This window comes from Providencia sp. PROV033, assembly GCF_028484855.1.
Classification (GTDB): domain Bacteria; phylum Pseudomonadota; class Gammaproteobacteria; order Enterobacterales; family Enterobacteriaceae; genus Providencia; species Providencia alcalifaciens.
In genome coordinates this window covers 20,344-33,577 of the sequence record NZ_JAMPSW010000019.1, presented here as the reverse complement: position 1 = coordinate 33,577, position 13,234 = coordinate 20,344, and the positions used below count along the sequence as shown (strand labels likewise).

Annotated in this window: 10 protein-coding genes; 8 read left to right on the top strand and 2 right to left on the bottom strand. The window is 42.2% G+C overall.

What is annotated here, in order from left to right:
• The first annotated feature begins 4 nt into the window (after nucleotides 1-4).
• Both nuoM and nuoN read left to right on the top strand, forming a co-directional pair.
• A complete protein-coding gene (nuoM, locus tag PSF16_RS05290; protein ID WP_272688919.1) occupies nucleotides 5-1,528 on the top strand; it encodes an NADH-quinone oxidoreductase subunit M in 1,524 nt (507 codons plus the stop codon).
• 9 nt (nucleotides 1,529-1,537) lie between these two features.
• Entirely contained in the window at nucleotides 1,538-3,049 is a 1,512-nt protein-coding gene (gene nuoN / locus PSF16_RS05285) for an NADH-quinone oxidoreductase subunit NuoN (RefSeq protein ID WP_006661368.1), read from the top strand.
• A 54-nt stretch (nucleotides 3,050-3,103) separates the two neighbouring features.
• On the opposite strand, the gene PSF16_RS05280 is transcribed toward nuoN, so the two are convergent.
• Nucleotides 3,104-4,114 (bottom strand): alpha-xenorhabdolysin family binary toxin subunit B, encoded by a 1,011-nt coding sequence (locus PSF16_RS05280; protein ID WP_006660296.1) that lies wholly within the window; start codon nucleotides 4,112-4,114, stop codon nucleotides 3,104-3,106.
• Between the two features lie 11 nt (nucleotides 4,115-4,125).
• The gene (locus PSF16_RS05275) at nucleotides 4,126-5,337 is read right to left on the bottom strand and encodes an alpha-xenorhabdolysin family binary toxin subunit A (protein ID WP_272688918.1); all 1,212 of its coding nucleotides are present in this window, start codon (nucleotides 5,335-5,337) and stop codon (nucleotides 4,126-4,128) included.
• Nucleotides 5,338-6,011: 674 nt separating this feature from the next.
• Here PSF16_RS05275 and PSF16_RS05270 point away from each other — a divergent pair.
• From PSF16_RS05270 to menE, 6 genes are all read left to right on the top strand, one after another.
• Complete coding sequence (locus tag PSF16_RS05270; protein WP_272688917.1) at nucleotides 6,012-7,337, top strand: isochorismate synthase; 1,326 nt, start codon at nucleotides 6,012-6,014, stop codon at nucleotides 7,335-7,337.
• 127 nt (nucleotides 7,338-7,464) lie between these two features.
• Nucleotides 7,465-9,144: a 2-succinyl-5-enolpyruvyl-6-hydroxy-3-cyclohexene-1-carboxylic-acid synthase gene (gene menD, locus PSF16_RS05265; protein WP_272688916.1), complete on the top strand. Its 1,680-nt coding sequence runs from the start codon at nucleotides 7,465-7,467 to the stop codon at nucleotides 9,142-9,144.
• Nucleotides 9,138-9,911 (top strand): 2-succinyl-6-hydroxy-2,4-cyclohexadiene-1-carboxylate synthase, encoded by a 774-nt coding sequence (menH, locus tag PSF16_RS05260; RefSeq protein WP_272688915.1) that lies wholly within the window; start codon nucleotides 9,138-9,140, stop codon nucleotides 9,909-9,911. The genes menD and menH overlap by 7 nt, the downstream gene beginning before the upstream one ends.
• A gap of 12 nt (nucleotides 9,912-9,923) precedes the next feature.
• Nucleotides 9,924-10,781 carry a 1,4-dihydroxy-2-naphthoyl-CoA synthase gene (gene menB, locus PSF16_RS05255; protein ID WP_006660301.1) on the top strand — a complete coding sequence of 286 codons (858 nt, stop codon included), beginning with the start codon at nucleotides 9,924-9,926 and terminating at the stop codon, nucleotides 10,779-10,781.
• On the top strand, nucleotides 10,781-11,752 hold the full coding sequence (menC, locus tag PSF16_RS05250) for an o-succinylbenzoate synthase (RefSeq protein ID WP_272688914.1): 972 nt from the start codon (nucleotides 10,781-10,783) through the stop codon (nucleotides 11,750-11,752). Before menB ends, menC begins: the two co-directional genes overlap by 1 nt.
• Entirely contained in the window at nucleotides 11,740-13,179 is a 1,440-nt protein-coding gene (gene menE / locus PSF16_RS05245) for an o-succinylbenzoate--CoA ligase (protein WP_272688913.1), read from the top strand. The genes menC and menE overlap by 13 nt, the downstream gene beginning before the upstream one ends.
• The last annotated feature ends 55 nt before the right edge of the window (nucleotides 13,180-13,234 follow it).

Sequence of the window (13,234 nt, the reverse complement as noted above, 5' to 3'; positions counted from 1 at the left end):
CGCCATGCAATTATATTGGCTAATACTTATTCCCTTTATCGGTGCCCTGCTAAGCTGGCAGGCTGACCGATTCAGTCACCGCGCACCTCGTTGGGTTGCGCTGGGGACAATGGGAACGACGCTGATCCTCGCAGTACTATTTTGGCTGCAAGGGGACTATTCGCTGGTAAACCCACAAGGTATTCCAGAGTGGCAGAATACATACTCAACTGAGTGGATCCCTGCGCTGGGTATCAACTTCTCGCTAGCGGTTGATGGGTTATCTCTACTAATGGTGGTATTAACGGCCATTATGGGATCGTTCTCCATCCTCAGTTCGTGGAGCGAACAGCAAGAAAACCAAGGTGCTTATCACTTTAACCTGCTATGGATTATTGCGGGTGTGATGGGGATCTTTACTGCGGTTGACCTGTTCTTATTCTTCTTCTTCTGGGAGATGATGCTGATTCCGATGTACTTCCTGATTGCGAATTGGGGACACAAAGGTTCAGGTAACCGTCAGCATGTGAATGCCGCGACAAAATTCTTTATCTATACACAAGTCAGCGGTTTGATCATGCTGGTGTCGATTATTGGCTTAGTTATCGTTCACTTTATTGAGTCCGGTGAGCTGACATTCGACTATAACTTGTTACTGGGTACGGAAAGCGCGCTGTCTGGAACGACTAGCTTCTTACTGATGCTGGGCTTCTTTATTGCTTTCGCCGTCAAAATGCCATTAGTGCCATTCCATGGGTGGATGGCAGATACCCAAGAACAATCGCCAACTGCGGGTTCCGTGGATATCTCCGGTATCATGCTGAAAACAGCGGCATATGGCTTATTACGCTTTACGTTACCTCTGTTCCCAGAAGCGTCACTGCAATTTACACCTGTGGCGATGACACTGGGTGTTATCAGTATCTTCTACGGTGCATGGTTAGCGTTTAAACAGACAGATATTAAGCGTTTAGCGGCGTACAGTAGCTTATCTCATATGGGATTTGTCACTGTGGCTATCTACGCAGGATCAACGCTGGCGTATCAAGGCGCTGTGGTCCAAATGATCACAAACGGTCTGTCCGGTGCAGCGCTGATTATTATCAGTGGTCAGCTTTACGAGCGTACTCAAACGCGTGATATGCGCATGATGGGTGGGTTATGGAAGCGCATCAAATGGTTACCGGGTTTATCCTTGTTCTTTGCAGCAGCAACGTTAGGTATGCCAGGCACAGGTAACTTTATCGGTGAATTCATGATCTTCTTCGGTAGCTTCAGCCAATTCACATTAGTGACCTGCATTATGGTATTTGGTGTGGTGTTTGCCTCTATCTATGCACTATGGATGATGCAGCAGACTTACTACGGAACGCCGAAATCAGACACTGAACTGAAAGGGCTAACCGCCCGTGAGTTTGGTGTTCTACTGGTTCTGGCGGCTTTATTGGTTATCATTGGTTTCTACCCTCAGCCTATCTTGGATACATCAGCGGGCTCGATGGAAACACTGCATAACCTGTATTCTGCTTCACTTTCAACACAAGGGTAGTAATTCGCCATGACAATAACACCTTTAGAATTGTTAGCAATGCTGCCGTTGATCCTCGTTGGATTAACTGCAGTGATTGTGATGCTGTCAATTGCGTGGCGGCGCGATCATTTAACCAGTGCCGCGATAACAGTGGTTGGCTTTCTTTTAACGCTAGTTTCACTGATTTGGGTTTACGGTTATACCTTTCCGACAGAGCTGGGCGAAGAAACACTCCTACCAAGAGCAGTCACTTCACTGCTGTTAGTTGATGGTTTTGCACTGTTCTACTCAGGATTGGTTCTGATCGCGGGTATGGGTACGGCTATCTTTGCTTATCATTGGTTAGAAGGTTTCAATGATAACAAAGAAGAGTTTTACTTATTACTGACCATTGCAGTAACCGGTGGAGTGTTACTGGGGATGTCGAACCATATGGCGTCGATGTTTATCGGTATTGAATTGATCTCTATCCCACTGTTCGGTTTAGTGGCTTATACCTTCGAACGTAGTCGCACTTTAGAAGCGGGTATCAAGTACATGGTGTTATCCGCAGCAGCCTCTTCATTCCTGCTGTTCGGTATCGCTTTGTTATACGCAGAATCAGGCAGCTTAAGCTTTAGCGTCGTCGGTCAAAGTTTAGCGAATAGCAGTGTTCATGCTCCGCTGATTTTAGTTGGTTTAGGAATGATGATTGTGGGCTTTGGCTTTAAATTATCGCTGTTCCCATTCCAATTATGGACACCTGATGTTTATCAAGGTGCGCCAGCACCGGTTGCGGCTTTCTTAGCAACGGGCAGTAAAATTGCTATTTTTGCCGTATTGGTTCGTATCTTCTTAGAAGCACCAATCGCCCATACAGATGGACTGGCGCAAACCGACACATTATTAGTGGTTGTCGGTGTGATTGCGGTCGCTTCGATTCTGTTTGGTAACTTATTGGCACTAACTCAGAAGAGCGCAAAACGCTTACTGGGTTATTCATCCATCGCACATATGGGCTACCTGTTGGTGACATTAGTGGCAATGCGTGTTGATGCACAATTGGCACAAGTCACTATTGCTATCTATCTGGTGAGCTACTTACTGGCAAGTTTGGGTGCATTTGGTGTGGTCAGCGTGATTTCAAGTCCATACCGTGGTGATGACCAAGATGATTTTAGTGCGTTCCGTGGTTTATTCTGGCATAAGCCGGTATTAGCGTTGGTCATGACGGTAATGCTGTTATCTCTGGCGGGTATTCCAATCACACTCGGATTCATCGGTAAGTTCTACGCGATTCTTTCTGTGGTTTATGCGGAACTGTGGTGGTTAACGGGTGCTATCGTGGTAGGTAGTGCATTAGGGTTATTCTACTATCTGCGCTTTATGGCGAGCTTATATAGCCGTGATGCAGAGCATGCAGATCGTTATACTGGCCCAGAAAAAATGACATTAGGCACAGTGTTTGCTGCTGTGTGTGCAATTGCGGTGATTGTGTTTGGTCTGTGGCCACAACCGATTATTAATATTGCAACATTAACAATGGCGGCAGTGAACTAAGTTCTTATCTGCTTCAAGTAAAAGCCCCGTTACTTTACAGTAACGGGGCTTTTTTTAATCCGGTAATTGCCGTTGATATTGGTATTCAATGTCATTTAAATAGGTCATGAACATTTGACTCATGGTTTTAATATGTTCAAGATTTAGGCACTCTTCAGATATCTTTTCACTCATAAAACCACACCAAGATTCCCAATAGGATTTTAAAGCGCCAGTCTGTGTGATAATGGTTTGTTTGTGGCTCTCAATTTGGCTAATATCATTGGCATAGCTTATGATTTGGGAGATCCGAAATATATTATTATCAATCGTATTGATTTCTTCACGTGCTTCAATAATTTGGTCACTAACATAGATTCTGACATCCACAAGTTGGGAAAACTCAAGCCCATCATCAACCATAGTGAGTAGGTTACGTATATAACTAATAGCGGCTTTTAAAATATCTTTTTTATTGGGTTGAATATCAATAGAATCAATTAACTCTTTACCCTGAAAATACTTATCGAAGAAGTCTGTAATTCTGTGCTTTAAGATAATCTCTTCTGCTGCAAGAATAATCGAAAGATGATTGTTTAATTCATTAATTTTTGATTGTTTTCCATTTTTAGAATTAACCAAAAATTCTTTTTGTTTCAGATATTGAGAATGTTTCAATTTATTAGGTTCATTTAAATGGAATACTAGTAGTGATTCTAGAGCATAGCGGGTTTTTGCAATAAGCTTTTCCAACTCTGATTTAATATCTAATAAGTCATCAATAAAGCCAGTCATGACTATCTTCCGTCTAATGTCTGAGTAGGCATCATTATTGTCCTCTAATGTAAGTAACTCATAGGCATCATTCTTTATAATGTAATTTAGTTTTATTTTCAGAATAGGGACTGAATTGCGAATGAGTTCATTAAGCCTTTCAACTTTAGCAGCAATTTTTTGAATTCGACCATAGATGATATAATCATAATTGAGAATATTTTTATTGAAAGAGCTAATACTATTTGAAATACACCTTAATTGATAAATATCAATGGAAGGTAACATAGGTAAATCAAGATTATCATGCATATTAACGCCTTTTATTGTGAATTTTTTTCACTGATTTGTAGCTCGTCAAATAGCTTAATCAAATGAATTGAATAGTCTTGAATAGCGGACCAAGACATGATGATACGTTTGAATTGCGTGATAAATTGGATCAGTTTTTCTGCATTATTTATCCTTGCAAATATATCAATAGATTGTTTGATTTCTGTGAGGATCACCAGCCACATATAATCTAAATGGTCAATTGCGAGACGAGCATCTTTAAATAAGCCATCAATTTTCTGTAAATTAATTTGGATATCGAAAATGGTTTTTTGTAATAACTGCTCTTGATGCAATTTATGGTTTATTTCTTCAATCTCTTTAATCAGCATGTTTTTTCGATAACGAATATTTTCTGCTTTTGAACCAAAAATACTGCCTGTGATGATTAAACCTATAATGCCGCCTGCAAGTCCTGTAAAGCAGAGTTTGACAAAGTGGCTATATTCTTGCTCGAGTTGGTGCAGTTCATTTTTCTTAAAAGTAATCAATTCTTTTAAGAATGACTCATTATTACTTGGATCCTCTTTAGATTCTAATTGTTGATATAGTCCTTTTAAAGTGAAAAGTAATGATTCTACATGGGTATAGTCTGAAAGATATCCACCAGTAATATAGGCGCGAAAATCAGAGACTGTATTTTTAATATGAATGGTTTTAATTGACTGTTGTTTTATATCTCCTTTAATTAAATGTAAAATACTTAAAAGTTCAGTGGCAATTTGTTGGTCATCATTTTGATAAGTAATCTGACTTAAACTTTCTTCAGATAAATCCTCTAAGGTATCAGAAATTTTTTTAATAATCGGCATGTGATTAATATATTCAAGAACTTGACCGCCAGTTTGCATGATATTTCGACTTGTTAGCGATAAATCGACGGATTGTTCTTTAACTTTCAATTCGACATTATTCCAGGAATTAGCATGCTTGCGAATATCAATGATGATATCCATTAGTTCAATTGCAGGAAGTGATGCGCTATTTTCATCATTAATGCCAAACCATTTTAAGATGTCACTGTCTTTTACCGGAAGTGCCAATGCGAATTGAACATGCCGATGAATACTGATGAGGTCTTCAAGGGTGAATATACCCGCTGATCTTGCGGATAGAGAATCTTGATTGGTTAATAATGCAAGAGTTGCGTCACCAATACTTTCCTTTTCAATGATTCTGTCATAATTAAACTGAGTATTCATTGTGGATTTCCAATTAATTGAATGAAGATAGAATGATAAAATTAGAAAACTAATTATCTTTTCACTTATATGACGATTTGTTTTTTGAATATTTCATTGTTAATAGTTGTAATTTTCTAATCATAATGAGTTTTTAATGGTCATGATCAGGAGGATTTACTCTTTCAAGTTTATAGTTCATAACCTACTAGAAACGTAGAGCTTACGTTGATATTAAAAAATGAAAATCCTCGCTAAAAAATAACTCCTTGGTTGTAGTTTTTAATATTTAACAATTAATCTAGTTACCGTTATTCAGACAGGTAAAAATGCAAATCATGTAAAAAAATAGATTTCTATATGCAAATTAAAAGTACTGAAATAGAAAGCCTATCCTCTAAAAAAGATAAGAATAAAAATAATTTATAATATAAATTATTGCTATTTTATATTTTCTATCTGTTTCTGAGATTTTCATTTAAAGTGAGGTAGCGAGAAAAAAGCTTACTTAACATTTTGATAATCAATAATTTTTGTGATCTTAAATGACTTGCAAAGTATCACTTTCGCTCTCTTTGTGGCTGTTTTTTGAACGGATTATGTCATTAATAATGAATGTGTTAATAAATTACATTGCGATATATAATAATTATAAGTAAATCGATGTCGTTGTGATGTAGCAGTGGGAATCTAAAGTGACAAAAACAAAAATTGATAAATTATTAACTGAAATTCTGAATCATTTGTCGACATTAGTACTTAATCCTCACGAATATACCCGTTTAGTGTGGCAAATGGACACGAAAGAGGTATTCCCAGGGTTAGCATGGTTATCAGCCCAAGATAGCTATCCTCAGTTTTATTGGTATCATCGTACCGGTTCCGAAGAGTGCAGTGCTCTGGGGACGGTAAGATCGTTTAATTCCATCACTGATGCCGAACAATTTATCGCTGAACATGCAGAAATGCCGGATATGCGATTATGGGGTTTGAATGGTTGGAACGCAGTGGGTGAAGGGATTAGCGATGCGCTTAAACGGGAATCCGCATTCTATTTTTTACCTCGCTTAGAAATATTTCGTTTACGTTCCGCCGTTACGGTGACATTAAACATCGACGGTGCTGAAGACATACCGCATGCAATGGCATTTTTACAGCAGCTGAAATCAACATCGAATACGTTGTCTATACTATCAACTGAGATTATTGGGCAGCAACATATCCCCGATCATGATGAATGGTGTGAGCGATTAACTGGCGCTATCCAAGATATGCGCGCAGGTAAAATGGAAAAAGTCGTGATGGCGAGGGAAACGAAATTATCGTTAACCCAGCCTATTACTGTCGCTGAATTTTTATCCGCCAGCCAAAAAGTCAATCATCATTGCTACCACTTTATGATGGCCTTTAGCGCTCATTCAGGGTTTATGTCATCGACGCCAGAACGCCTTTATTTGCGCCAAGGAACTCAACTTAACTCAGAAGCATTAGCCGGAACCGTCGCAAATCATACTGATGATGTGATTGCGGCTGAAAATGCTAAGTGGTTAATGGAAGACAGTAAAAACCAACATGAAAATTTGGTGGTGGTTGATGATATTTGCCAACAGCTACAAGGTGCAGTTACAGGTATTGACGTTTCATCTGCAAAAGTTATCCGCCTTCGAAAAATCCAGCATTTGTATCGCTCTATCGCGGCGACATTATTAACACCTTCGGATAGCGACTGTTTACAACGTTTACAACCAACGGCTGCGGTCTGTGGTTTACCTCGCTCAGTGGCTCGTGAGTTTTTAGCTCAGCATGAACCGTTTTCTCGAGGATGGTATGCGGGAACGGGAGGTTTTGTCAGCTTGAATCGAAGTGAATTTGCGGTTTCGCTGCGTTGTGCTCAAATTGATAATAGACAAATTTCGCTCTATTCAGGCGCGGGGATTGTGAGAGATTCAGATCCTGAACAAGAATGGGAAGAAATTGAAAACAAAGCTGCTGGGCTAAAGTCCTTACTCAAAATACACTAAAAACCCTATAGCTAAAATGGTTATTTCTTTTTTATTTTCAATTAGTTCATGAAAAATTGTTCTGAGATCAAGAAATTTTTCTTAATCCTATTACACTCAGCATCATGAATAATTTACCGAGCACATTATGTCTAATTCAGCATTTAATCTCCGTTGGGCTGAGGTAATTATTGAGGCGCTCGCCCGTCACGGAATGAAAAATATCTGTATTGCACCAGGATCTCGTTCCACACCATTGACGTTGGCAGCGATCAATAACACGAAACTTCATTGCCATACGCACTTTGACGAGCGCGGATTAGGGCACCTTGCGCTAGGGCTTGCGAAGGCGAGTAGCGAGCCTGTTGGCGTTATTGTGACTTCAGGGACTGCGGTAGCCAATCTCTATCCGTCTCTCATTGAAGCTGGATTAACAGGGGAAAAAGTTATTTTTCTCACCGCCGATAGGCCGCCTGAGTTGATTGATTGCGGGGCGAATCAGGCTATTCGCCAAACTCATATTTTTGCGAGTCATCCTTTCGAAAATTTAATGCTGCCAAGACCAACCCGTGATATTTCCGCAAAATGGCTGGTTTCCGCGATTGATAATGGGATGAATCAGTTGCGACATGGTGCATTCCATGTGAATTGCCCTTTTGCTGAGCCATTGTACGGAGAAACAGAAGGCGATACTGACTGGCAGGCAAGTTTGGGTGATTGGTGGCAATCATCCCATCCATGGTTGATTGAGCCATTGACCCATACTGTGGCTCTGGTTGCTGATTGGTATTTCTGGCGTCAGAAAAAAGGCGTGGTAGTCGCTGGGCGTATGAGCAGCAGTGATGGCGAGCTCGTGGCTAAATGGGCTGACGAATTAGGCTGGCCACTTATTGGTGACGTACTTTCTCAAACCGGGCAGCCTTACCCTTGTGCTGATTTATGGTTACAGCACCCGAACGCTAAGGCTTGGCTAGATGAGGCTGAATTAGTGGTGCAATTTGGTTCAAGCCTGACTGGAAAACGCGCATTGCAATGGCAAAGTCAATGTCATCCCCAAGAGTATTGGATAGTGGATTCAATACCGGGACGTTTAGACCCAGCCAATCATCAGGGGCGCAAGCTCACGTGCAGCATTAAAAGATGGTTGGAACAACACCCAACTCAGCCACGTAGCCCATGGTGTGCAGATCTTGCTGATTTAGCGAATCGTACTTCACAACATATTGAAATACAGTTGAAAAACCAATTTTCAGAAGCTGCTGTCGCGCATCAATTGCCCGATCTTCTTCCTCCTCGTGGGCAACTTTTTGTGGGGAACAGTTTAATTGTTCGTTTAATTGATGCCTTCGCCCAGTTACCGGCAGGATATCCTGTGTTCAGTAACCGTGGCGCAAGTGGTATTGATGGGCTGATCTCGACGATGGCAGGGGTGCAACGCGCTACTGCTAAACCGACGTTAGGTATCGTTGGTGACATTTCAGCGCTGTATGACCTAAATAGTTTAGCGTTATTACGTGAGCCTTCCGCGCCGAGCGTCTTGATTATCGTGAATAATAATGGTGGGCAAATATTCTCCATGTTGCCAACGTCACCTGAGGCTCGACAAAATTATTACTGCATGCCTCAAAATGTGAGTTTTGCTGGCGCTGCGATGATGTTTGGTCTGCAATATTGCGCCCCGACAGATTGGACAAGCTTAAAAGAGACGCTTGATGAATTTTGGCATAACCAGCACGGAACGCTGCTTGTTGAGCTGGTGGTTGACGGTGATGAAGGGGCTCGCACTCTGAAAAAATTACTGCAAGAAGTGGAAAGTTTGCCGTGTTAGCCGCGCACAGTTATCCCAGCCAAGAAAAAAATGACCAAACACCTTGGTTAGTTTTTCTACATGGGTTGTTTGGTAGTGCGGATGACTGGTCATCCATTGTAGAAGCTTGCCCCAATTATCCCCGATTAGTCGTCGATTTACCGGGGCATGGCGACTCGTGTCACATTACTTGCCAAGGTTTTAGTGATTTTAATCAGCAATTGTCTCGCTTGCTGGAGCAGTACGCCGTTCAACGGTTTGTTTTGGTCGGTTATTCACTCGGTGCTCGTTTGGCGATGCATTTTGCCTGCTTTGCAAATCATAAAGGATTACAAGGCTTGGTGATTGAAGGTGGGAATGTGGGTTTACAGAATGCACAAGAACGCCAAGCTCGAGAGAATCATGACCATCAATGGGCGGAACGTTTTCGCCACCAACCTATTGAGCGAGTACTGAATGACTGGTATCAGCAAGCGGTTTTTGCCGATCTTACCGACGAACAACGTGCTAATTTGGTTGCATTACGCGCCCTGAATAACCCCTTAGCCGTAGCGGATATGTTGGAAAATACCTCATTATCCAAACAGCCGTTTTTAGTCGAACCCTTGATGCATTTATCGGTCCCTTACTGCTATTTTTGCGGTGAAAAGGACCAAAAATTTCGAAGCGTTTCGCAACAATATGCATTGCCGTTTACGCTAATTAAGAATGCAGGGCATAATGCGCATCGGGAAAACCCCCAACATTATGTGATTGCACTTCACCATTTTTTATCACACTGTGGTTAAAGGAACTTGATAATGATTTATCCAAGCGAAGAAAAATTGTACGCACCGATTGAGTGGCAAGATTGCTCAGAAGGTTTTGAAGATATTCGATATCATAAATCCCCTGAAGGGATTGCTAAAATCACCATTAATCGCCCTGAAGTGCGTAATGCGTTCCGTCCACAGACCGTAAAAGAGATGATCCAAGCATTGTCTGATGCGCGTTATGATGACCATGTTGGCACAATTATCCTCACTGGCGAAGGCGAAAAAGCCTTCTGCGCAGGCGGTGACCAAAAAATCCGGGGTGACTACGGCGGCTACCGTGATGAAAGCGGCACACACCATTTGAACGTATTAGATTTCCAACGTCAAATTCGTACTTGTCCGAAACCTGTGGTAGCAATGGTTGCGGGTTTCTCTATCGGTGGCGGTCATGTTTTACACATGATGTGTGACTTAACTATCGCGGCTGATAACGCTATTTTTGGTCAAACAGGTCCAAAAGTAGGCTCATTTGATGGCGGTTGGGGCGCATCTTATATGGCGCGTATTGTCGGTCAAAAGAAAGCACGTGAAATTTGGTTCTTATGCCGCCAATACAATGCACAAGAAGCCTTAGATATGGGACTGGTCAATACCGTTGTTCCTTATGCTGATCTCGAAAAAGAAACTGTGCGTTGGTGTCGTGAAATGCTGGAAAACAGCCCAATGGCATTACGTTGCCTGAAAGCTGCCTTGAATGCTGACTGTGATGGTCAAGCCGGTCTGCAAGAATTAGCAGGTAACGCGACTATGCTGTTCTATATGACGGATGAAGGTCAAGAAGGTCGTAACGCATTCAACGAAAAACGTGCTCCAGATTTCTCTAAATATAAGCGTAATCCATAATGAGAAAAGCCAAACTTTACTCGTTCAGCCTGCCAATGGAGGCAGGCGTTATCCTTCGCTATCAACGACTGAAAACTCGAGATGGGTTATTAGTGTGTTTACAAGATGGGGATAGCGAAGGTTGGGGGGAAATTTCTCCTTTACCTGAATTTAGCCGTGAAACATTGGAGGAAGCAACTGCTGAAACCATCGCATGGCTAAATGGATGGGTGAATGAAGGCACAATGACGTCAAGCCATTTACCTTCTGTCGCCTTTGGCTGTAGCTGCGCGTTAGCGGAATTAACGGGCGAACTTCCTCAACAAGCCGACTATCGTAAAGCGCCATTATGTAGCGGTGACCCTGACGATCTAATCCTCAGCCTTGATGCCATGGAAGGGGAAAAGGTGGCTAAAGTGAAGGTGGGGCTCTATGAAGCTGTACGTGATGGTATGGTGGCTAACTTGTTATTGGAAGCCGTTCCTGAACTCAAATTGCGTTTAGATGCTAATCGCAGTTGGACTCGGGCAAAAGCGGATGGCTTCGCCAAATATGTGAATCCTGATTACCGTAGTCGGATTGCTTTTCTTGAAGAACCCTGCAAAACCCGAGAGGAGTCTTTGCAATTTTCTGCGGATACCGGCATTGCCATTGCATGGGATGAAAGTGTACGAGAAGACGGTTTTAAAGTGGAAGCACAAGCGGGTGTTGCTGCGATCATCATTAAACCAACACTAACTGGCAGTTTGAGTTATTGTCGTTGTTTAGTGGAGCAAGCGCATCAGTTAGGTATGCAGGCCGTCATTAGCTCGTCCATTGAATCCAGCTTTGGTTTAACTCAGTTAGCGCGCATCGCACATTGGCTGACGCCTGATACCATTCCGGGGTTAGACACCGTTTCACTGATCCAATCTCAGTTGATTCGACCATGGCCTGGGTGCCAAATTCCTGTTCAACAGTTAGATGAACTGACGGTTGTATGGCAGAGTTAACCCCATCTACTGTAACAGAATCCACGATTACACCATTCACTGACTGGCCTTGGCAGCACTGGGCCAGTCTTCAGCCAAATGCAACGGCATTACTGACTGACACTGAATCAGTCTCGTGGCATGAGTTAAACCAACATATTGCTGATTTAGTGACTTACTTTGCCATGCAAGGGGTGAGCGAAGGGCAATGTGTGGCGTTACGTGGTAAAAATTCGGTAGATTTGTTACTCAGCCAGCTAGCACTGATCGCTTGCGGGGTGAGGGTGTTACCACTTAATCCTCGTCTTCCTGAGCGGTTGTTAAATGACTTACTTCCGCATCTTGATATTAGCGCAGTGATTGATTTTACGAATGAGCACAATGTGTTATCGGATTATCGTCACTTGGATTATCAACTGTATGCTCATTTTACTGAGTATGATGATTTTCCTTCTATTTGTTTCCAGAATACCTATAAACAACCTGCAACGTTAATTTTAACCTCTGGCTCGACAGGGTTACCTAAAGCGGCTGTTCACAGTGTTTCAGCTCATCTCAATAGCGCAGCCGGTGTCCTTGATGCCATGAATTATCAACAAGATGATTGTTGGTTACTTTCATTGCCATTATTTCATGTTTCTGGTCAAGGCATTGTGTGGCGCTGGTTATTCAGAGGGGCAAAAATTGCCGTACGTTCAACACCATTATCCGAAGCGTTACAGTGTGTGAGTCATGCATCATTAGTGCCGACACAATTATGGCGATTGCTAAATGATACAATGCCTGAGCAAGTCGCATTAAAAGAAGTTCTACTTGGTGGGGCAATGATCCCAACGACATTAACTGAACTGGCTGCTTCGCAAGGCATTGTCTGCTGGAGTGGCTATGGTATGACAGAAATGGCGTCAACGGTTTGTGCGAAACGCGCGGATGGTAAAAAAGGGGTTGGTTTACCACTCAAAGGTAAGCAAGTTCGCCTTGTGGATGAGGAAATCCAAATCCAGTCAGATAGTCAATCATTAGGATATTGGTTTGACGGGCAACTGTATCCCCTAAAACGGGTTGATGGCTGGTTTAAAACGAATGACAAAGGCGCATTCATAGAAGGTGAATATCAGATTTTAGGGCGTCTAGATAATCTGTTTATCAGTGGTGGAGAATGTGTCCAGCCTGAAGATATTGAGGCAGTCATTAATGGGTATCCTGATGTACACCAAAGCTTTATTATTCCGGTTGATGATGTGCAATTTGGACAACGACCTGTTGCGGTGATTGACGCTGAGGAATCAACTGACTTAAACATGCTGGCGGATTGGCTAAAAGATAAGTTAGCACCCTACCAGTTTCCGATGGCATTTTATCGTTTAGACCCGGATTTGAAAGCGGGCGGGATTAAAGTGTCTCGCCAGCAAGTTAAACGATGGGTCTTAGCTCAACGTACCGTATGAACAAATAAAAAAAGCGCTAGAGAATTCTAGCGCTTGGTGTACTTAAAACACTGAA

Bases quoted from the DNA above. Each gene is read 5' to 3' on its own strand.
- menE (WP_272688913.1), top strand. From the start codon at position 11,740: ATGGCAGAGTTAACCCCATCTACTGTAACAGAATCCACGATTACACCA.
- menC (WP_272688914.1), top strand. From the start codon at position 10,781: ATGAGAAAAGCCAAACTTTACTCGTTCAGCCTGCCAATGGAGGCAGGC.
- PSF16_RS05280 (WP_006660296.1), bottom strand. From the start codon at position 4,114: ATGCATGATAATCTTGATTTACCTATGTTACCTTCCATTGATATTTAT.
- menD (WP_272688916.1), top strand. From the start codon at position 7,465: ATGTCTAATTCAGCATTTAATCTCCGTTGGGCTGAGGTAATTATTGAG.
- nuoM (WP_272688919.1), top strand. From the start codon at position 5: ATGCAATTATATTGGCTAATACTTATTCCCTTTATCGGTGCCCTGCTA.
- nuoN (WP_006661368.1), top strand. From the start codon at position 1,538: ATGACAATAACACCTTTAGAATTGTTAGCAATGCTGCCGTTGATCCTC.
- menB (WP_006660301.1), top strand. From the start codon at position 9,924: ATGATTTATCCAAGCGAAGAAAAATTGTACGCACCGATTGAGTGGCAA.
- PSF16_RS05275 (WP_272688918.1), bottom strand. From the start codon at position 5,337: ATGAATACTCAGTTTAATTATGACAGAATCATTGAAAAGGAAAGTATT.